Genomic DNA, 19,964 nt, shown 5'->3' on the forward strand with positions numbered 1-19,964 from the left:
GCCGGCGTCAGCGGGACAGGTCGCCGGCGCCGCGGGCCAGCGGCTCCGCGGCGCGGCGCAGGTCCTCGGAGGCATGCAGCACCCGGTCGCTGCTGCGCCCCACCTGCCGGGCGAGGCCGCGCACCTCGGCGTACACACGAAGAGCGAGGACACCGAGCACGAGCAGGCCGGCGGTCGCGAGGCCGACGTAGAGGTAGAGCCACCACATGGCAGCCGAGCGTAGCGGCTCAGCCGGTGTGCAGCCGCATCGTGCGGACACCGCCGTCGGTGAGGAGCTCCACGATGCGGTCGCCCGCCGGCTTGCGGACGGAGGAGCCGCAGTCGGGGCAGGTGAAGGAGTAGAAGGTCGTGCGGTGGCTGCCGCCGATGGCCAGCCTCAGGGCGTCGGCCGACAGCTCGGAGCTGGTGCGGCACTCCGGGCACGAGGCCCGGAAGATCACCTCGGGCGGGGTCGCGGCGGGGTCGCCGAGGCGCCCGACCGTGCCGAGGGTGTCGAGCGTGTCGAGGTCGTCCATGCCGGCGCTCACTCGCCGTAGGCAGCGAGGGCCTGGGCGGCGGCGTCGCGGGCGCTGCCGGCGAGACCGGCCGGGGACACGATGCGCCCGTCGCGGCCGAGCCGCAGCGCGAGACGGCGCAGCGATCCCGGGTCGGGGGTGCGCAGGGTGATCCGGAGCCCGCCGTCGGGGAGTTCCTCGGCGAGGTCGTGCGGGTAGTACTCGGCGACCCAGCGGCCACCGGGGCCGACCTCGATCACGACCTCCGGGTCGTCGCCGGCCGGCTGCACCAGCCCCTGCGACAGGTCGCGCGGCTCGATGCGCGGCGGGTCGCTGGGCGTGTCCAGCAGCCGGATCTCGGCGACCCTGTCGAGCCGGAAGGTGCGCCGGTCCTCCGACAGGTAGCACCAGCCCTCGAAGTAGGTGTGGCCGACCGCGAACAGGCGGATCGGGTCGACCTCGCGCTCGGTGAGCTCGTCGCGGGACGGCGAGTAGTAGCGGATCCACAGGCGGCGCCGCTCGGCGATGGCGCGGTCGACGTCGGCGAAGACGCTGCCCTCCGACTCGAAGGTGACCGACAGCCGGGAGGACGCTCCGGCGGCCTCACCGGCCGCGCCCTCGATCTTGGCGGTGGCGCGCAGCAGCGCCTGCCGGTCGCTCTCGCGCAGTCCGGGCAGGTTGGCGACGGCGCGGGCGGCGACCAGCAGCGCGGCGGCCTCGTCGGCGGCCAGCCGCAGCGGCTGCGCGACGTCGTCCACGTTGTGCCACCAGATCCGCTCGCCGTCGGTGTCGATGTCGAGCAGGTCGCCGCCCCGGAAGCTCGTGCCGCACAGCGGCAGCACGTTCAGGTCGCCGATCAGCTCGGCCTCGGTGACCCCGAACGCCCGCGCCACGTCGCTCACGCGGGCGCCCGGGCGCTCCCGCAGATAGGTGACCAGGGACAGCATCCGGCGCGTCTGGTCGATCGCGTTGGCCATCTCTCCGTACTCCCCCGCTCAGCCCTTGGCGACGGCGCGCAGCCGGTCCACGACATCGGCCCGCAACTCGTCGGGCCCCAGAACGACCACGTCCGGGCCGAACTCCACCAGCCAGGCGTCCAGTCCGTGCCCGTACGGGATCTCCAGCTCGTCCCAGTCGGCGTCGACCGGGAGTGTCTCCACCGCGCGGGCCCGCAGCGGGTACCCGGAGTCGCGGCGCAGCCGGATCCTCGCGGTCGCGGTCGCGCCCTCGCCGGCCCAGCTGGCGACGGTGGCGCGGACGTCGACGTGGTCGGGCACCTCGGTGGTGAAGGCGCCGCCGCGGGTACGGACCCGGCCGGTGATCCGGGAGAGCCGGAAGACGCGCACGGCCGTCCGGTCGCGGTCCCAGCCGGCCAGGTACCAGTGGCCGCGCCAGCACTCCAGCGCCCAGGGCTCGACCTGGCGGGGCTCGGGGCGCACGGCGTTGGCCTTGCGGTAGTCGAAGGCGACGGGGCGGCGCTCGCGGGTGGCGACCATCAGCGGCTCGAACGCCGGCTCGGGAGTGGGGATGCGGGGCTCCAGGGCGCTGTGCCCGGACGGCTCCCGTACGCCCTCGTCGTCGCCCTCGTCGTGGAAGGGGACGCCCGCGGCCCGCAGCTTCTGCAGGGCGCCGCTGGCCGCCTCGGCGAAGCGCGCCTGCTGCCAGACCTTGGCGGCCAGGCTCAGCGCGGCGGCCTCCTCGGCGTCCAGGGCGATCTCGGGGAGGCGGTTGCGGTCGCGGCGGGCGAGGTAGCCGATCTCACCGTCGAGGCTCTCCACCGTCTCGATGACCATGCCGAGCTCGCGCAGGTCGTCCTTGTCCCGCTCGAACATGCGGTTGAACGCCTCGTCGGAGCCGATCTCGTGGTACGCCTCGATGGACGCCCGCAGCTCCCGCTTGCTGACCGGGCGCCGGGTGTTCATCAGGCACAGCGCCAGGTTCATCAGCCGCTCGGCCTTGGCAATCGCCACTCGACGCAACCTTCTTCCTTCTTCAGCTCTCCCTCGAGACCCTATCGCGACCGGGCCGCGGGCCTGAAGCGAAGGCCGGTTCCGGTGACCGCCCGCACCGTTGCGGCTCCGCGCCGGGCACGACGGAGCCCCCGCCGGGCCGGCGATGCCGGTCGGCGGGGGCTCCGGGGCGTGGTCCTGCCGGACGTACCGGTCAGACGGACAGCAGGTCCACCACGAAGATCAGCGTCTCGCCTGCCTTGATGAGCGGGCTCGGGCTCTGGTTGCCGTAGGCGAGGTGCGCGGGGATGGTCAGCTCACGACGACCGCCGACCTTCATCCCCTGCACGCCCTGGTCCCAGCCCTTGATGACCCGGCCGCCGCCCAGCGGGAAGGTGAAGGGCGAGTTGCGGTTCCAGCTGGCGTCGAACTCCTCGCCGGTGCTGAAGGCGACACCGACGTAGTGGACGGTGACGTTCTGACCCGCCTTCGCCTCGGCGCCCTCGCCCTCCCAGATGTCCCTGATCACCAGTTCGGCCGGCGGCTCGCCGCCGGGGAAGTCGATCTCGGGCTTCTCGATGCTCACGTACGTGCTCCTAAAGAGGTGCGGACAACCTGCCTAGTCTTACATCACCGCGAGGATGTCGAGGCTGAACACCAGCGTGGACTTGGCCGGGATGCCCGGCTGCGCCTTGTCGCCGTAGCCGAGGTCCGGCGGCACCACGAGCATCACGCGGCTGCCGACCTTCTTGCCCGCGAGGCCCTCCTGCCAGCCCTTGATCAGCTGCTGCAGCGGGAACTGGGCCAACTGGCCGTTCTTGTAGCTGGAGTCGAACTCCTTGCCGCCGTCCCACACCACGCCCTTGTACTGCAGCAGCAGCGTGTCGGTGGGCTTGACAGGGCGGCCGTCGCCCTCCAGCACGTAGTTGGCGACCAGCTTGGTCGGTGCGGCCGTCTTGGGCACCTCGATGGAGGGCGCCTTGCCGTCGGTGTTGGTGCCGACCTTGGGCAGCTTGGCGTCGTTCTGCGCGACGGCCTTGCCCTTGGCGGAGCTCTTGCCGTTGAAGGTGTCCACCACGTCCACGACGAACACCAGCGTGTCGGTGCCCTTGATGCCGGCGTCCGGCTGGCCCTGCTCGCCGTAGCCCAGGTTCGGCGGGATCGCCAGCTCGACCCGGTCGCCGACCTTCTTGCCCACCAGGGCCTTGTCCCAGCCCTGGATGACCCGGCCGACGCCGATCGGGAAGATCGCCGGCGCGCCCCGGTCCCAGGAGTTGTCGAAGACCTTGGCCGTGTCCCAGACCTGGCCGAGGTAGTTCGCCTGGAGGTAGTCGCCCTCGGCGACGGTGGTGCCGCTGCCCTGGATCACCGTCTTGACGGCCAGGTCCTTGCTCGGCGCGCCCGAACCCTTGGCGACCGTCGGCTTCTCGCCGAACTTCGTGCCGGCGGTGATGTCCGGAAGGGGGCCGTCCACGATCTTCACCGGCGCGGAGGAGGACGCGGGACCCGATGGGCTGGCGCTGGCCGCCGGCTTGCCGGACTTGTCGTCACCGCACCCTGCGAGGGTGAGCAGTCCGGCAGGGACGGCGAGGAGAAGAGAGCGTCGGCGCACGGGGATCCCCATCAGGTCGATCTTGCGTTGTCTGGCGTGCGCGCCACTCTACGGCGTGGGCGGGGCCCCGTACGAACACGTACGGGGCCCCGCGTCGTCCACGCCACCGCCGCTACATGCCGGCGATGAGCTTCTCCACCCGGTCGTCCACCGACCGGAAGGGGTCCTTGCACAGCACGGTGCGCTGCGCCTGGTCGTTGAGCTTCAGGTGCACCCAGTCGACCGTGAAGTCGCGCCGCTGCTCCTGCGCGCGGCGGATGAAATCGCCGCGCAGCCGTGCCCGCGTCGTCTGCGGCGGCACGGACTTGGCCTCGAAGATCTTCAGGTCGTTGCAGATCCGCTTGGCCTGACCCCGCTTCTCCAGCAGGTAGTACAACCCGCGGCGGCGGTGGATGTCGTGGTAGGCGAGGTCTATCTGCGCGATGCGCGGGTGCGACATCGTGATGTTGTCGCGCGCCCGGTACCGCTCGATCAGGCGGTACTTCATCACCCAGTCGATCTCGGTGCCGATCTTGTCCAGGTCACCGCTGGAGATGGACTCAAGGGTCCGGCCCCACAGTTCGAGGACCTGCTCGATGACACCGCTGCGGATGCCGCGCCGGTCGCAGAAGTCCACCGCCTTGGAGTAGTACTCCTCCTGGATCTCCAGGGCCGAGGCCTCCCGGCCCGAGGCGAGGCGGACCTTGCGCTGGCCCGTTATGTCGTGCGACACCTCGCGGATCGCCCGGATCGGGTTCTCCAGCGTCAGGTCCCGCATCACGGTGCCCGCCTCGATCATGCGCAGCACCAGGTCGGTCGCGCCGACCTTCAGCAGCATGGTCGTCTCGGACATGTTGGAGTCGCCCACGATGACGTGCAGCCGCCGGTAGCGCTCGGCGTCCGCGTGCGGCTCGTCCCGGGTGTTGATGATGGGCCGGGAACGGGTGGTGGCGGAGCTGACGCCCTCCCAGATGTGCTCCGCGCGCTGGCTGACGCAGTAGACCGCGCCACGCGGGGTCTGCAGCACCTTGCCCGCGCCGCACAGCAACTGCCGGGTCACCAGGAAGGGGATCAGGATGTCCGCCAGGCGGGAGAACTCACCGTGCCGGGCGACGAGGTAGTTCTCGTGGCACCCGTAGGAGTTCCCCGCGGAGTCGGTGTTGTTCTTGAAGAGGTAGACGTCACCCGCGATGCCCTCCTCGTGCAGGCGCCGTTCGGCGTCCACCAGGAGGCCCTCGAGGATGCGCTCCCCCGCCTTGTCGTGGGTGACGAGTTCCGTCACGTCGTCGCACTCGGGAGTGGCGTACTCCGGGTGCGAACCCACGTCGAGGTAGAGACGGGCGCCATTGCGAAGGAAGACGTTGCTGCTGCGACCCCATGACACGACACGGCGGAAGAGGTACCGCGCCACCTCGTCCGGGGACAGACGCCGCTGTCCCCTGAACGTGCACGTGACGCCGTACTCGTTCTCCAGCCCGAAAATGCGGCGGTCCATGAAGAGACCTTACGCCTGATGCGTGGACCTCAAACCGGGTTCGACCACGGCGATTCGATCTTTTTCCGTCCCGGTTGCCGGCTCCGGGGGCTTGAGGTATCGCCCACAGGCCAGGAGCACGGCCAGCGCCACCACCCCGCCGGCCCCCGCCACACCGAAGGCCGCCGCGGCCCCGCCGTACTGCGCGGCCGGTCCCGCGACCGCCGTGCCGAGCGCCGCGCCCACCCCGAACGTGGTGACGATCCATGAGAACGCCTCCGTCACCGTGCCCACCGGGGCGTGCCGGTCGACCACCACGAACGCGCAGGCCAGCGCGGGGGCCAGGAACAGGCCCGCCAGCACCGCCAGACCGCACATCAGCGGGACACCCGGCACCAGCGCCAGCGGCAGGTACCCCACGGCGAGCCCCGCCACCAGCACCCGCAGCCGCCGCTCGGGGACCCCCGCCCACTGCCGCGCGCCGTAGAACACCCCGCCCGCCAGCGCCCCGGCGCCGATCCCCGACAGCACATAGCTGGAGACCGTCCCGCCCCCGTGCCCGTCCGCGTACGCCACCGCCGCCACCGCGATCGAGCCCAGCGCCAGCCCCACGAAGAAGAACGAACCGACCAGCGCCCGCAGCCCCGGCGCGCGCAGCGGCCCCAGCCAGTCCGGGGTGCGCGGCTGCGCTCGCCACGCCCGCGACGGCGGCGAGGTGACCACGCTCAGCGCCCCCGCCACACCGACCCCCGCGATCCACAGCAGCGCCGCCGTCTCCGAGAACGCCGCCACCAGCAGCGTCACCAGCAGCGGCCCGACCGCGAACATGACCTCCTGGGCGGCGGCGTCCAGCGCGTAGGCGGCATGGATGCGGTCCTCCCGCTTCAGCACCCCCGGCCACAGCGCCCGCAGCCCGCCCTCCAGGGGCGGGGTGAAGAAACCCGCCACGAGCATCGCGGCGTACGCCAGGGGCAGCGGACGGGGCCCGCAGAGCGCGAAGACGGCCATGCCCCCGGCCGAGGCCACCGCCGCCGGGAACATCACCCTCGGCTGCCCCAGACGGTCCACCGCCCGGCCCAGCAGCGGCTGCCCCACGGCGTTGGCGAGGCCGTAGACGGCCGACAGCGCCCCCGCGAGGGCGAAGTCGCCGCCCTGCGCCCGCGTGAGCAGCACGATGCCCAGGGCCGCCGTCGCGTTCGGCAGCCGGCCGACCAGCGTGCCGGTCAGCAGCCGCACCGCGTGCCCGGCCCGCAACAGGTCCGCGTAACCGGTCCCCATGCCCGCCCCTTCGGAGGTTGTACGTATAACGCCGTGGGTCATACGTACCATGAGCCCAGTCCACCGGTCCAGCGCACAACCCCGCGCCCACACCCCCGACCCCCCGAGAGAGGCCCCACGGTGACCGACACAGCGCGCCCGACCTCACGCGACGTCGCACGCGCCGCCGGCGTCTCCCAGGCCACCGTCTCCCTCGTCCTCGGCGACAAATGGCGTGGCCGCGTCTCCGAACGCACCGCCGACACCGTCCGCACCGCCGCACGCGACCTCGGCTACCGGCCCAACCTCGCCGCCCGCAACCTCCGCCTCGGCCGCACCCGCACCGCGCTCCTGGTCGTACCCACCCTCACCAACGAGTACTTCGCCCGCGTCTACACCGGCGCCGCCCGCGTCGCCGACGACCACGGCTTCGGCGTCGTCCTCTACCCCTCCCCCGAAGGCGTGGGCCCCGCCCGCGACCCCTTCGGCTCCGCCCGCGCAGCCCTCGACGGCGTGATCGCCTCCTCCATGGCCGCCGACGCCCTCGCCGCCATCGGTGACGGCGGACTCCCCCTCGTCATGCTCGACGCCGACCCCGCGGAACCCGGCCCCGCCGCCACCGTCAACCTCGCCATCGCCGACGGCATGCACCAGATCACCCGGCACGTCCTCGGCCTCGGCCACCACCCCGGCGGCATCGCCCACCTCGCCGCAGACATCGACACCTGGACCTTCCGCGAACGCGCCCACTCCCTCGCCGGCGCCCTCGGCACCACACCGCCCACCGAACGCTCCCCCCTCACCTACCAGGACGCCCGCCGGGCCACCGAACGCCTCCTCGCCCGCCCCGGCCCACCCCCCACCGCCCTGATCTGCGACGACGACGTCCTCGCCGTCGGCGCCTGCAAGGCACTGCGCGGCCACGGACTCCGCGTCCCCGACGACGTCTCCGTCACCGGCTACGACGACTCCGCCCTCGCCACCGCCGTCGAACCCGAACTCACCACCGTCGCCCTCCCCGCCGACGCCGTCGGCGCCCAGGGCATGACCGCACTCCTCGACACCCTCGCCGACCGCCCCGCCACCGGCACCGAACTCCCCGTCCGGCTCGTCGTACGCGGCTCCACAGCCCCACCGCGCCACCCCTGAAACGACCGACGCCCCGGCCGCCGAAAAGGCGACCGGGGCGTCGGAAGCGGGCCTCAGCCCGTCACACGTCCTCGTCGAGCTCCGGAAGATCGTCGTCCCCCTCGGCCGGAGCAGCCGGCGCAGCGGGCTTCTCCGCCTTCTCCACCGACGGCGCCGCCCCCTCCCCCTCCAGCAACCGCGACAACTGCCGGCCCAGGATCCGCTTGAACTTGCGCTGCTGCGGCCGCGTACGGTCCAGCACCGCGACCTCCAACTGCTCCGCCGTCAGCTGCCGGTCACTGCCGTTGCTGTCCCGGCTCAGCGACTCCACCGCCAGCTTCAGCGCCTCCGCCAGCGTCATACCGTCACGGTGCCGCTGATCCAGGTAACTGCCGATCTGGTCCGAGTTGCCACCGACCGCCACCGCACCGTGCTCGTCCACGATCGAACCGTCGTGCGGCAACCGGTAGATCTGGTCCTCCGAGGAGTCCGCACCCACCTCCGCGACGATCAGCTCCACCTCGTACGGCTTCTCCCCCACACTCGAGAAGATCGTGCCCAGCGTCTGCGCGTACACGTTCGCCAGACCACGCGCGGTCACGTCGTCCCGGTCATAGGTGTAACCCCGCAGATCGGCGTAACGCACCCCGCCGATCCGCAGGTTCTCGAACTCGTTGTACTTGCCCACCGCCGCGAACGCGATCCGGTCGTAGATCTCGCTGACCTTGTGCAGGGCGCGGGACGGGTTCTCGGCGATGAAGACGATGCCGTCGGTGTACTGCAGCACGACGACGCTGCGCCCGCGCGCGATGCCCTTGCGGGCGAACTCGGCACGGTCGGCCATGGCCTGCTGGGGTGAGACATAGAACGGCGTCGACACCGGCTATCCGTCCCTTTCTGTCAGTAGCGAGTGCATCTCGGGCGACCGGTCAGAGCAGCTCGGCCCGCGGGCCGTCCGGCAGCTCCAGCCGCCGCTCGTGGACGGCCCGGACGATCTCCGACGACTCGGCCTCGGTCAGCTTGCGGAAGCCCTCGTCGGTGATGACCGTGACGATCGGATAGATCCGCCGCCCCAGATCCGGGCCACCGGTCGCCGAGTCGTCGTCCGCCGCGTCGTACAGCGCCTGGACCACCAGCGTCGTCGCCTGCGACTCCGTGAGATCCGGCTTGTACAGCTTCTTCATCGAACCCCGCGCGAACACCGAACCCGAACCCGTCGCCGCGAAGCCGTGCTCCTCGGAACGACCGCCCGTCACGTCGTAGGAGAAGATCCGCCCCTTCTCCCGGTCCGTGTCGTAACCGGCGAACAGCGGCACCACCGCCAGCCCCTGCAGCGCCATCCCCAGGTTCCCCCGGATCATGGTCGACAGGCGGTTCGCCTTGCCCTCCAGCGAGAGCGTGGCGCCCTCGATCTTCTCGTAGTGCTCCAGCTCCAGCTGGAACAGCCTAACCATCTCCACCGCCAGGCCCGCCGTGCCCGCGATGCCGACCGCCGAGTACTCGTCGGCCGGGAACACCTTCTCGATGTCCCGCTGCGCGATGACGTTGCCCATCGTGGCCCGCCGGTCACCGGCGAGCACCACGCCGCCGGCGAAGGCCGCGGCCACGATCGTCGTCCCGTGCGGCAGCTCGACGGCCCCCTTCACGGCGGGCAGGGTGCGATTGCCCGGGAGCATGTCCGGCGCGTGCGCCCCCAGGAAGTCCACGAACGAGGACGAGCCAGGCGTCAGGAAGGCAGCTGGTAGACGCCCGGTGCTACGAGTGTTGGCTTCCACACGTTTCCTTCCAGGTAGTCCGCTGCACGACGCAGCAGTTCTGGGTTGTCCTTAAACTGCCCCAGACCGCCGTTGCAGTTGAAGCAGAGCACTGATCGCACCTTACCCGTACGGTGATCGTGATCCACATGCTGCGGGCCGGGAGTTAGGCAGATCGGACAGATTCCGAACTGCTCCTTGATCTTCGCTTCGACGTCGTCGGCTCCGAGACCGTAGCGCCGCTTCAGGTGGTAGTGCCGGCTACCGCCGTGCAACCGGTCCCGGGACTCACGGGACCTCGCGTTCTGACACGGTTTGCAGTAGGTGGCGAAGCCGGATTTGGTGTTGCGGTTTCGGGGGAAGGCCGTGAGCGGCAGAACCTGCTCACAGTCCGGGCATCGCTGGTGACCCTCGGGAACGGCCTCACGCGGACCGCGGGAGGGGCGCGTCGTACGCCCCTCCCGTTCCGCACGCCGTCGCGCCGTTGCCGCGTTGCGGCGGCTGCCGCACGGCTTGCAGTAGTACGACAGTCCGTCGGGCGAAGACTTGGACCGCCAGAAATCCGATGCCGCTTTCGCTTCGCCGCAGTCGCGGCACTGCTTTTCCGGCGCGTCCAAGTTGATCTACTCTCCGCCCTTCTGTACGAACGAACGTACGAAGTCCTCGGCATTCTCTTCGAGGACGTCATCGATCTCGTCCAGCACGGAGTCCACGTCGTCCGACAGCTTCTCCTGCCGCTCCTTGAGGTCGGAGGCGCCCTGCGCGTCCTGCGCGGTCTCCTCGACCTCCTCGGTCGAACGCGTGGCCTTCTGCTGCCCGCCGCCGGTGTCCTTGGTAGCCATGTGTCCCTCACCCCGCTCGGTGTCCATGTCCTACAAGATCAGACCCTACAAGGAGGGTCTGACTTCGGCCCCCGGTATTGCCCAACGTCCGGGGGCCACCCCGATGATTCCCGGTTCGGACGGATTTCAGCCCTGCTCAGCCGCCCGACAGGATCCGCACCAGCTCCTCGGCCGTGCGGCAGCGGTCCAGCAGCTCCTTGACGTGGTTGCGGGTGCCCCGCAGCGGCTCCAGCGTGGGGACGCGCTGCAGGGAGTCCCGGCCGGGGAGGTCGAAGATCACGGAGTCCCAGGAGGCCGCCGCGACGTCGTCCGCGTACTGCTCCAGGCAGCGGCCGCGGAAGTAGGCGCGGGTGTCCTCCGGGGGCTTGCTCACGGCCCGCGACACCTCCTCCTCGGTCACCAGCCGCTGGATGCGGCCACGGGCCTCCAGGCGGTTGTAGAGGCCCTTCTCGGGGCGTACGTCCGCGTACTGGAGGTCGACGAGATGGAGGCGGGCGGCGTCCCAGTCCAGGGAGTCGCGGCGCCGGTAGCCCTCGAGGAGCTCGCGCTTGGCGATCCAGTCCAGTTCGCCGGCGAGGCTCATGGGATCGCCCTCGAGGCGGTTGAGCACGTCCTCCCAGCGTCCGAGGACGTCCTTGGTCTGGTCGTCGGCGTCGGTGCCGAAACGGTCCTCGACGTACTTGCGGGCCAGCTCGCAGTACTCCATCTGGAGCTGGACGGCGGTCAGCGTCCGGCCGCTGCGCAGCGTGACGAGGCGTCGCAGTGTGGGGTCGTGGCTGACCTGGTGGAGGGTGCGTACGGGCTGGTCGACGGCGAGGTCGACGTTGATGAAGCCGTCCTCGATCATCGACAGCACGAGGGCGGTGGTGCCGAGCTTGAGGTAGGTGGAGATCTCGGACAGGTTCGCGTCGCCGATGATGACGTGCAGCCGGCGGTACTTCTCGGCGTCGGCGTGGGGCTCGTCGCGGGTGTTGATGATGGGGCGCTTGAGGGTGGTCTCGAGACCGACCTCGACCTCGAAGTAGTCGGCGCGCTGGCTGATCTGGAAGCCGTGGTCGTGGCCGTCCTGGCCGATTCCGACGCGGCCGGCGCCGGTGACGACCTGGCGGCAGACGAAGAAGGGCGTGAGGTGGCGCACGATGTCCGAGAAGGGGGTCTCCCGCTTCATCAGGTAGTTCTCGTGGGTGCCGTAGGACGCGCCCTTGTTGTCGGTGTTGTTCTTGTACAGGTGGATCGGCTGGGCGCCGGGGAGCTGGGCGGCGCGCTCGGCGGCCTCGGCCATGATGCGCTCGCCGGCCTTGTCCCACAGGACGGCGTCGCGGGGGTTGGTGACCTCCGGGGCGCTGTACTCGGGGTGGGCGTGGTCGACGTAGAGCCGGGCTCCGTTGGTGAGGATGACATTGGCCAGGCCGATGTCCTCGTCGGTGAGCTGGCTGGTGTCCGCGGCCTCGCGGGCGAGGTCGAAGCCGCGGGCGTCCCGCAGTGGGTTCTCCTCCTCGAAGTCCCAGCGGGCGCGGCGCGCCCGGTGCATCGCCGCCGCGTAGGCGTTGACGACCTGGGACGAGGTGAGCATGGCATTGGCGTTCGGGTGGCCCGGGACGGAGATCCCGTACTCCGTCTCGATGCCCATTACTCGCCGTACGGTCATGCGGCCCTCCTTGCCCGGCTGCGGCCCGTGCTGGGCCGGTCGCTCAAGTACCGCTTCGCGATCGGCCCTCGTGCGGTACCGCTGAGCCTAGAACGCGATGGCGGTGGTGGGGAGATCATTACGCGCTTTCCTGGGTGATGCCGGGTGAAATGCTCCGGCTGCGGGTGCCCCTGCGTGGGCACCCGCAGCCGGAGGGTGGTCGCGTGTTACAGGTATTGACCCGTGTTGGCGACGGTGTCGATGGAGCGACCGGTGTCGGCACCCTGCTTTCCGGTGACGAGGGTGCGGATGAACACGATCCGCTCGCCCTTCTTGCCGGAGATGCGGGCCCAGTCGTCCGGGTTGGTGGTGTTGGGCAGGTCCTCGTTCTCCTTGAACTCGTCGACGCACGCGGCGAGCAGGTGGGAGACGCGCAGACCGCGCTGGTTGTGGTCGAGGAAGGCCTTGATCGCCATCTTCTTGGCCCGGTCCACGATGTTCTGGATCATGGCGCCGGAGTTGAAGTCCTTGAAGTAGAGGACTTCCTTGTCACCGTTGGCGTAGGTGACCTCCAGGAAGCGGTTCTCCTCGGACTCGGAGTACATGCGCTCGACCACGGACTGGATCATGGCCTCGACGGTGGCTCCGGGCGACCCGCCGTGTTCGGAGAGGTCCTCGCCGTGCAGCGGGAGGGTCGTCACGAGGTACTTGGAGAAGATGTCCTTGGCCGCTTCGGCGTCCGGCCGCTCGATCTTGATCTTCACGTCCAGGCGGCCGGGCCGCAGGATCGCGGGGTCGATCATGTCCTCGCGGTTGGAGGCGCCGATGACGATGACGTTCTCCAGGCCCTCGACGCCGTCGATCTCGGCGAGCAGCTGGGGGACGATGGTGTTCTCCACGTCCGAGCTGACGCCGGAGCCGCGGGTGCGGAAGAGGGACTCCATCTCGTCGAAGAAGACGATGACGGGGGTGCCCTCGCTGGCCTTCTCGCGGGCACGCTGGAAGACCAGGCGGATCTGCCGCTCGGTCTCGCCGACGTACTTGTTGAGCAGCTCGGGGCCCTTGATGTTCAGGAAGTAGCTCTTGCCCTGGGGCTGCCCGGTGACCTCGGCGACCTTCTTCGCAAGGGAGTTGGCGACGGCCTTGGCGATGAGTGTCTTGCCGCAGCCGGGGGGGCCGTAGAGGAGCACGCCCTTGGGCGGGCGGAGCTCGTACTCCTTGAACAGCTCGGCGTGCAGGTAGGGCAGTTCGACGGCGTCGCGGATCTGCTCGATCTGGTTGCTGAGGCCGCCGATCTGGCGGTAGTCGATGTCGGGGACCTCTTCGAGGACGAGCTCTTCGACCTCGCTCTTGGGGACCCGTTCGTAGACGTATCCGGAGCGCGGTTCGAGCAGCAGCGCGTCGCCGGCGCGGAGGGTGCCGTCCAGCAGCGGCTCGGCGAGCCGCACCACCCGCTCCTCGTCCGTGTGCCCGATGACCAGGGCCCGCTCGCCGTCCTCGAGGATCTCCTTGAGGGTGACGATGTCTCCGATGCGCTCGAACTCCATGGCCTCGACCACGTTGAGCGCCTCGTTGAGCATGACTTCCTGGCCGCGCCGGAGGTCGTCCAGCTCGACGGAGGGGCTGACGTTCACGCGCAGCTTGCGGCCGCCGGTGAAGATGTCCGCCGTTCCGTCCTCGTTCGCCTGCAGGAACACACCGAATCCGGCAGGGGGCTGTGCGAGCCGGTCCACTTCCTCCTTGAGGGCCACGATCTGGTCGCGGGCCTCGCGGAGGGTGTTCGCCAGCCGCTCGTTCTGAGCGGACACGCCTGCCAGGTTGGTCTGCAGCTCGACGATCCGCTCCTCGAGAATCCTCGTGTGCCGCGGAGAGTCGGCGAGCTTACGTCGCAGGACGGCGATCTCCTGCTCAAGAAAGGCGACCTGGCTCATGGGGTCTTCCGATCCACGAGCGGGTCGGCCGCCACGGTTGATGTCGTCGTCGTGGGCCGCCACGGTCCTCACCTCCTCCAAGGGGAGCTGGACGCTTCCAGACCCTACCTGGGCCAGTAGGGGTTGAAACCCCTAGATCACAAAGACGTCCTGGGTGTGTCCGATCTTCACCCTTGCGCACGTCCTCCCGCCAGGGAGATACCCAGCCATCACCATCCGAAAGCGGCCGGTTGTATCGTCGGTTCGGTCAACGCCCGTCAAGGGCTGTCCCTTCCCGAACGATGAACGGCAGGCGAGGTACCGGTGAGCAACGAAGTCGTCGAGGCGCTTGAGGTCTGGATCGATCAGGACCTGTGCACCGGGGACGGCATCTGTGTGCAGTACGCGCCCGAGGTCTTCGAGCTGGACATCGACGGGCTCGCCTATGTGAAGGGCGAGGACGCCGAACTCCGTCAGGCACCCGGGGCGACCGTCCCGGTTCCGCTGCCGCTGTTGACCGATGTGGTGGATTCGGCCAGGGACTGCCCTGGCGACTGCATTCACGTGCGTCGGGTTTCGGACAGTGTAGAGCTGTACGGACCCGACGCGGAGTGATCTGTCACACGCTGTTCGCGAGCGGTCCGGGGATCTCGTAGTAGGTGCCGGACCGCCATTCCCAGCTGTAGTCGCGCTGCTGGTCCGGGCAGCATCGGGGCACGTCGTCGGTGGAGTAGCCGAGGACGGTGGCCCGTACGGTACGGCCGTCGATGCGCAGCCCCTTGAAGCTGCGCTGCTCCTTGGGGTCGACGAGCGTCTCGACGATGCGGGGGGCGGCGGCGGCCGGATCGGCCGACAGCACGTACAGGCCACTGGGCGGGGTGCCGCTCCCGGAGTGGCAGCGGGCGACGGCGACGGTCTCGGGGCGGCCGTCCCCGTCGAGGTCCGCCGAGGCCCGGTCCACGACGTCCACGGGGGCGCCGGCGCATTCCAGGGGGAAGTGGGCGGCGCCGGGGTCCGGGGGCGTGACGGCGGCGGACGGGGGCTCGGCGGCCTTGGCGTCGGCGGCGGGCCTGCCCGTGGAGGCGCCGGCGGGCTGCACGAGTGCGGCGCTGCCTATGACGGCGGCGATCACCGCGGCGGTCGTGATCCAGTGCACCGAGCGGGCTCGGGTGTGCGGGAGGGCCGGCCCTGCGGATGGCTGCACGCGCCTGTCTCCTGTGGAGTTGGTCGAGCGGGGTGGCCAGCATCGTGCCACAGGTCACAGTCAGTTGGTACGACCGGGGCCCGTGTTTCGGGAGATGTCCACGGGGTGTGACGAAGCGCCGCCGCCGGGGGTCCGGCGACGGCGCTTCGGGGTCGGGTGGTTACGCTCCGCCGGTGGCCGGCTTGCCGCCGCCCGGGCCGGTGTAGTCCTCGCCGTACGCGCCGGGCGCCGGGCGCCTGCGCCGCATGGGGGGCTCGACGCCGTCGGCGAGACGGCGGGCGGTGAGCAGGAACCCGGTGTGCCCGATCATGCGGTGGTCGGGGCGAACGGCCAGGCCCTCGATGTGCCAGGTGCGGACCATCGTCTCCCAGGCGGACGGCTCGTTGAACGTGCCGTGCTCGCGGATCGCCTCGACGGTGCGGGCGAGCTGGGTGGTGGTCGCCACATAGGCGCAGAGGATGCCGCCGGGGACCAGCGCCTTGGAGACGGCCTCCAGGCACTCCCAGGGGGCGAGCATGTCGAGGATGACCCGGTCGACCTCGGTGTCGCTGAGGTTGTCCTGCAGGTCGCCGACGGTGAGCTGCCACGCGGGGTGCGGGCCGCCGAAGTACCGTTCGACGTTCTGGGTGGCGATCTCGGCGAAGTCGGCGCGGCGCTCGTAGGAGTGCAGCATCCCCTGGTCGCCGACGGCGCGCAGCAGGAACATGCTGAGCGAGCCGGAGCCGACGCCTGCCTCCACGACGCGTGCGCCGGGGAAGATGTCGGCCATCGACAGGATCTGCCCCGCGTCCTTGGGGTAGACCACGGCGGCGCCGCGGGGCATGGACAGGACGTAGTCGGGGAGCAGGGGGCGCAGCGCGAGGTAGGCGACGTTTCCCGTGGTTCGGACAACACTGCCCTCGGGGGCGCCGATCAGCTCGTCGTGGGGGAAGGAACCCTTGTGGGTGTGGAAGTTCTTCCCGGCCTCGAGCGTGAACGTGTAGTGGCGTCCCTTGGGATCGGTGAGCTGGACCTGGTCCCCGACCTTGAAGGGCCCGCGTCGGCGGGCGGCACCGGTCGGTTCGGACATGCGGACAAGCCTACCGGTGTTTTTTTGGGGCTCGGTTCGCCTCCGGGGCGCTCCCCTCTTTGAGGCTCGGTTCGCCTCCGGGGCGCCCTCTGCGCCTGTCGACGGTCGACCGTGCTCGGCTCCTCGTTCCTCGGAGCCTGCGCGCTCCCCCGGCTACCGCTGGGAGGTGCCCCCACTCCCTTTCGACAGGCGCGCGCCCCTTCGGCTCACTCGCCGGGCCACACTTGCGCGCCGTCCGGCCGCACCGTAGCGAGGCAGCCGTCCATGCGGCTTGTTCCGGTGCGCCCGTGGGAGGGCCGCCTCGGCGAGTGAGCCGAAGGGGCGCGGACGGTGTCGAGAGTGGAGAGCGCGCGCGGAGGTCGCGAGGAACGAGTGACCGAGCACGGTCGACCGTCGACACCGTCTGGAGCGCCCCGGAGGCGAACCGAGCCCTAAGAAGGTCTGGCCATGGCGGCGAGGAAGGCCTTCTCGACGTCGGCGGTGGACAGGACGCCGTAGACCTCGCCGGAGTTCTCGACGACGAGGTACTCGGTGGCGGGGGTGGCGCGCAGGGTGTCCAGGAGGTCCTCGCCGGCGAGTTCGGCGGAGAGCTTCATGCCGGGCTTGAGGTCCTGGGCGAGGCCGGAGACGGCGACCCAGGGGCGGCGGTGCTCGGGGACGCCGACGATGGCGGCCTCGCGGACCAGGGCGGTGGGGGTGCCCTGGCCGTCGACGACCACGAGGGCGCGGGCGCCGGCCTCGTTGGCGCGGCGCAGGGCCTCGGACAGCGGGGTGTCGGAGGCGACGGGCAGGGCGCGCCGGGTGAGCGCACGGGCCTGGAGTTCGGGCAGGTGCTCGCGCAGCCGCGCCATGCGCAGGCTGTTGCCGGCGCCGGTCCAGATGATGGCGGCGAGGATGGCCGCGAGCAGGGCGTCGGTGAGGGAGTCGAAGCCGGTGGCGCCGTCGCCGCCGTCGCTCATGCCGCCCGCGTACGAGAGCAGGGGCAGGCCGACGAGGACGGCGATGGCCAGGGCCCGGCCGGTCCAGGCGGCGGCGACGGTGCCGGTCATGGCCCTGCCGCTGATCTTCCAGATGACGGCGCGGAGCATCCGGCCGCCGTCGAGCGGGAGGCCGGGCAGGAGGTTGAAGACGGCCACGAGCAGGTTGCTGATCATGAGTCCGGCGAGCAGGACGCCGGGGACGGTGTCGGGGTCGACGCCGTACATGCCGAGGTAGAAGACCCCGGCGAGGACGAGGGAGAGCAGGGGGCCGACGAAGGCGAGGACGAATTCGCGGCCGGGGGTCTCGGACTCCTTCTCGATCTCGGAGACGCCGCCGAAGAACTGCAGCTGGATGCGGCGTACGGGGAGCTGGAAGCGGAGGGCGGCCACGGTGTGGGCGAGTTCGTGGACGAGCACGGAGGCGTAGAAGGCGACCGCGAAGAAGAGCGAGACGAGGTAGCGGGCGCCGCCGAGCTCGGGCAGGACGCGGTCGAGCTGTCCGCCGAACACCCAGGTGATGAGGGCGGCGACGAGGAACCAGCTGGGCGCGACGTAGACGGGCACGCCGAAGAAGCGGCCCATGAGGATGCCGCCGCCGGGTCCCGGGGGACGTTTGGCGGGCCCGTCGTCGGGTCCGGGAGTCCTCTCGCCGCCCGGCGGCGGCTGCTGGCTCTCGCTCACTGGTTCCCCTCGTGTCGCTGACGCTCCGACGTCGATGGTATTGCCCGGTTGCGGGGACCCGACACCGGCTGTCGGCGCCACCCCGTAGGGTCCTGCCATGGGCACCACCACCGAAGCCGTTCCTCCGAGGCCGCCGTCCTCCCTGTCGCCGTCGCGCGCGGCCGACTTCATGCGCTGCCCGCTGCTGTACCGGCTGCGGGTGATCGACAAGCTGCCGGAGAAGCCGAGCCAGGCCGCGACGCGGGGCACGGTGGTGCACGCGGTGCTGGAGCGCCTCTTCGACGTGCCGGCGGCGGAGCGGACGGCGGACCGGGCGCGGGCGATGGTGCCGGGGCAGTGGCAGCGGCTGCTGGAGGAGCGCCCGGAGCTGTCGGAGCTGTTCGCCGCGGAGGACGGTCAGGGGCTGGCGCAGTGGCTGGAGGAGGCGGCCCGGCTGGTCGAGCGGTGGTTCTCGCTGGAGGATCCCACGCGGCTGGAGCCGGCCGAGCGTGAGCTGTACGTGGAGACGGAGCTGGAGTCGGGGCTGACGCTGCGCGGGTACATCGACCGTCTGGACGTCGCGGCGGCCTCGGGTGACCTGCGGGTGGTGGACTACAAGACCGGCAAGGCGCCGCGGCCTGAGTACGCGGACGAGGCGCTGTTCCAGATGAAGTTCTACGCGTTGGTGCTGTGGCGGCTGCGGGGGGTGGTGCCTCGCCGGCTGCAGTTGGTCTACCTGGGCAGCGGCGAGGTGCTGACGTACGACCCGTCGGAGGGTGAGCTGCGGGCGGTGGGCCGGAAGCTGGAGGCGCTGTGGGAGGCGATCAGGCGGGCCACGGAATCGGGTGACTGGCGGCCGCGGCCGAGCCGGCTGTGCGACTGGTGCGACCACCAGGCGGTGTGCCCCTCCTTCGGGGGGACTCCCCCACCGTATCCGCTGCCCGTCGTGGGGAAGAATGGGGAGTCCTGAGGGCGAAGGAGATCTTGTGGCTATTCGCGTCCTGTTGGTGGACGACCAGCCGCTGCTGCGCACGGGCTTCCGGATGATCCTGGAGGCCGAGGGCGACCTGGCGGTGGTCGGCGAGGCGGGGGACGGCCAGCAGGCCCTGGAGCAGGTGCGGGTGCTGCAGCCCGATGTGGTGCTGATGGACATCCGCATGCCGCGGATGGACGGGGTGGAGGCGACCCGGCAGATCACCGGGCCGGGACGGGACGGTCCGGCGAAGGTGCTGGTGCTGACCACGTTCGATCTCGACGAGTACGTGGTGGAGGCGCTGCGCGCGGGCGCGAGCGGCTTCCTGCTGAAGGACGCCCCGGCGCACGAGCTGGTGCAGGCGATCCGGGTGGTCGCGGCCGGTGAGGCGATGCTCGCGCCGAGCATCACGCGGCGGCTGCTGGACAAGTACGCGGGGCGGCTGCCGTCGGGCGAGGAGCCGGTGCCGCAGGCGCTGCACACCCTGACCGACCGGGAGGTCGAGGTGCTGAAGCTGGTGGCGCGCGGCATGTCGAACGCGGAGATCGCCGCGGAGCTGTTCGTGAGCGAGACGACGGTGAAGACCCATGTGGGTCATGTGCTGACGAAGCTGGCGCTGCGCGACCGGGTGCAGGCGGCGGTGTACGCGTACGAGAGCGGACTGGTGCGCCCCGGAGCGCAGTAGCGTCCCGGGGCGTGGTGCGTCGCGTCGGGGCCGGCTAGGAGGTCGAGGCGCCCTTCTGGATCTCCCAGAAGCGGAAGACGGTGGAGGGGTCGAGGGTCCATTCCAGGCCGTTGATGTTGTCCCGGGACACGACGTACTGCTTGCCCTGCCACAGCGGGATGATCGGCACGTCGTCCGCGACCATGTTCTGCAGTTCCTCGAAGTCGGCGGAGGTGGCGGCGCGGCCGGCCTCGGCGGCGGTGCGCGGGAGCAGCTCGCCGGTGATCTTCTTGTTGACGTAGTTGTTGCCCAGGACGTTGCCGTCGCCGAAGAAGGGGGCGGTGAAGTTGTCCGGGTCGGGGTAGTCCGGGACCCAGCCGCGTACGTA

The 19,964-nt window shown here is 70.8% G+C and carries 21 protein-coding genes and 1 pseudogene; 4 read left to right on the forward strand and 18 right to left on the reverse strand.

What is annotated here, in order from left to right:
- Positions 1-7: 7 nt before the first annotated feature.
- From B085_RS0140630 to B085_RS0140665, 8 genes are all read right to left on the reverse strand, one after another.
- Positions 8-208: a hypothetical protein gene (locus B085_RS0140630; protein WP_018564337.1), complete on the reverse strand. Its 201-nt coding sequence runs from the start codon at positions 206-208 to the stop codon at positions 8-10.
- A gap of 19 nt (positions 209-227) precedes the next feature.
- Positions 228-515: a hypothetical protein gene (locus B085_RS45315; RefSeq protein ID WP_018564338.1), complete on the reverse strand. Its 288-nt coding sequence runs from the start codon at positions 513-515 to the stop codon at positions 228-230.
- A gap of 8 nt (positions 516-523) precedes the next feature.
- Positions 524-1,471 carry a helix-turn-helix transcriptional regulator gene (locus B085_RS0140640; RefSeq protein ID WP_018564339.1) on the reverse strand — a complete coding sequence of 316 codons (948 nt, stop codon included), beginning with the start codon at positions 1,469-1,471 and terminating at the stop codon, positions 524-526.
- An 18-nt stretch (positions 1,472-1,489) separates the two neighbouring features.
- A complete protein-coding gene (locus B085_RS0140645; protein WP_018564340.1) occupies positions 1,490-2,464 on the reverse strand; it encodes a helix-turn-helix transcriptional regulator in 975 nt (324 codons plus the stop codon).
- A gap of 193 nt (positions 2,465-2,657) precedes the next feature.
- Positions 2,658-3,029 carry an FKBP-type peptidyl-prolyl cis-trans isomerase gene (locus B085_RS0140650; protein WP_018564341.1) on the reverse strand — a complete coding sequence of 124 codons (372 nt, stop codon included), beginning with the start codon at positions 3,027-3,029 and terminating at the stop codon, positions 2,658-2,660.
- Between the two features lie 39 nt (positions 3,030-3,068).
- Positions 3,069-4,055, reverse strand: coding sequence for an FKBP-type peptidyl-prolyl cis-trans isomerase (locus B085_RS0140655; protein ID WP_026251949.1), 987 nt, complete (start codon positions 4,053-4,055; stop codon positions 3,069-3,071).
- Between the two features lie 112 nt (positions 4,056-4,167).
- Positions 4,168-5,529: a Pup--protein ligase gene (gene pafA / locus B085_RS0140660; protein WP_018564343.1), complete on the reverse strand. Its 1,362-nt coding sequence runs from the start codon at positions 5,527-5,529 to the stop codon at positions 4,168-4,170.
- A 9-nt stretch (positions 5,530-5,538) separates the two neighbouring features.
- A complete protein-coding gene (locus B085_RS0140665) occupies positions 5,539-6,786 on the reverse strand; it encodes an MFS transporter (RefSeq protein ID WP_018564344.1) in 1,248 nt (415 codons plus the stop codon).
- Between the two features lie 120 nt (positions 6,787-6,906).
- Here B085_RS0140665 and B085_RS0140670 point away from each other — a divergent pair, with 120 nt between their 5' ends.
- The gene (locus B085_RS0140670; protein WP_018564345.1) at positions 6,907-7,914 is read left to right on the forward strand and encodes a LacI family DNA-binding transcriptional regulator; all 1,008 of its coding nucleotides are present in this window, start codon (positions 6,907-6,909) and stop codon (positions 7,912-7,914) included.
- A gap of 61 nt (positions 7,915-7,975) precedes the next feature.
- Here B085_RS0140670 and prcA read toward each other — a convergent pair whose 3' ends face one another.
- From prcA to arc, 6 genes are all read right to left on the reverse strand, one after another.
- Positions 7,976-8,773 (reverse strand): proteasome subunit alpha, encoded by a 798-nt coding sequence (prcA, locus tag B085_RS0140675; RefSeq protein WP_018564346.1) that lies wholly within the window; start codon positions 8,771-8,773, stop codon positions 7,976-7,978.
- 49 nt (positions 8,774-8,822) lie between these two features.
- On the reverse strand, positions 8,823-9,668 hold the full coding sequence (gene prcB, locus B085_RS0140680) for a proteasome subunit beta (protein WP_026251950.1): 846 nt from the start codon (positions 9,666-9,668) through the stop codon (positions 8,823-8,825).
- A complete protein-coding gene (locus B085_RS47960; protein ID WP_202471314.1) occupies positions 9,620-10,264 on the reverse strand; it encodes an endonuclease VII domain-containing protein in 645 nt (214 codons plus the stop codon). The genes prcB and B085_RS47960 overlap by 49 nt, the downstream gene beginning before the upstream one ends.
- A 6-nt stretch (positions 10,265-10,270) precedes the next feature.
- On the reverse strand, positions 10,271-10,489 hold the full coding sequence (locus B085_RS0140690; protein ID WP_026251952.1) for a ubiquitin-like protein Pup: 219 nt from the start codon (positions 10,487-10,489) through the stop codon (positions 10,271-10,273).
- 136 nt (positions 10,490-10,625) lie between these two features.
- Positions 10,626-12,137, reverse strand: coding sequence for a depupylase/deamidase Dop (dop, locus tag B085_RS0140695; protein ID WP_343308838.1), 1,512 nt, complete (start codon positions 12,135-12,137; stop codon positions 10,626-10,628).
- A gap of 206 nt (positions 12,138-12,343) precedes the next feature.
- Positions 12,344-14,110, reverse strand: a complete 1,767-nt coding sequence (arc, locus tag B085_RS0140700; protein WP_026251953.1) for a proteasome ATPase — start codon at positions 14,108-14,110, stop codon at positions 12,344-12,346.
- A 240-nt stretch (positions 14,111-14,350) separates the two neighbouring features.
- Between arc and B085_RS0140705 the strand changes: the two genes are divergently transcribed.
- Positions 14,351-14,641, forward strand: coding sequence for a ferredoxin (locus tag B085_RS0140705; protein ID WP_018564351.1), 291 nt, complete (start codon positions 14,351-14,353; stop codon positions 14,639-14,641).
- Positions 14,642-14,645: 4 nt separating this feature from the next.
- Here the strand turns inward: B085_RS0140705 and B085_RS0140710 are convergent, their stop codons facing one another.
- The 3 genes from B085_RS0140710 to B085_RS0140720 all read right to left on the reverse strand — a co-directional run bounded on the left by B085_RS0140710 (position 14,646) and on the right by B085_RS0140720 (position 17,960).
- Positions 14,646-15,230 carry a hypothetical protein gene (locus B085_RS0140710; RefSeq protein ID WP_026251954.1) on the reverse strand — a complete coding sequence of 195 codons (585 nt, stop codon included), beginning with the start codon at positions 15,228-15,230 and terminating at the stop codon, positions 14,646-14,648.
- Between the two features lie 160 nt (positions 15,231-15,390).
- Complete coding sequence (locus B085_RS0140715) at positions 15,391-16,299, reverse strand: tRNA (adenine-N1)-methyltransferase (protein ID WP_018564353.1); 909 nt, start codon at positions 16,297-16,299, stop codon at positions 15,391-15,393.
- Between the two features lie 431 nt (positions 16,300-16,730).
- A complete protein-coding gene (locus B085_RS0140720; protein WP_018564354.1) occupies positions 16,731-17,960 on the reverse strand; it encodes a site-2 protease family protein in 1,230 nt (409 codons plus the stop codon).
- Positions 17,961-18,057: 97 nt separating this feature from the next.
- Between B085_RS0140720 and B085_RS0140725 the strand changes: the two genes are divergently transcribed.
- Together B085_RS0140725 and B085_RS0140730 are read left to right on the forward strand one after the other, a co-directional pair.
- The gene (locus tag B085_RS0140725; protein ID WP_018564355.1) at positions 18,058-18,909 is read left to right on the forward strand and encodes a RecB family exonuclease; all 852 of its coding nucleotides are present in this window, start codon (positions 18,058-18,060) and stop codon (positions 18,907-18,909) included.
- 16 nt (positions 18,910-18,925) lie between these two features.
- Complete coding sequence (locus tag B085_RS0140730; protein ID WP_026251955.1) at positions 18,926-19,597, forward strand: response regulator; 672 nt, start codon at positions 18,926-18,928, stop codon at positions 19,595-19,597.
- A gap of 34 nt (positions 19,598-19,631) precedes the next feature.
- Here the strand turns inward: B085_RS0140730 and B085_RS0140735 are convergent.
- Positions 19,632-19,964 (reverse strand): annotated as a pseudogene (locus B085_RS0140735) (ABC transporter substrate-binding protein); the annotation flags it as partial.

Source organism: Streptomyces sp. BoleA5 (genome assembly GCF_000373665.1).
Taxonomy (GTDB): Bacteria; Actinomycetota; Actinomycetes; order Streptomycetales; family Streptomycetaceae; genus Actinacidiphila.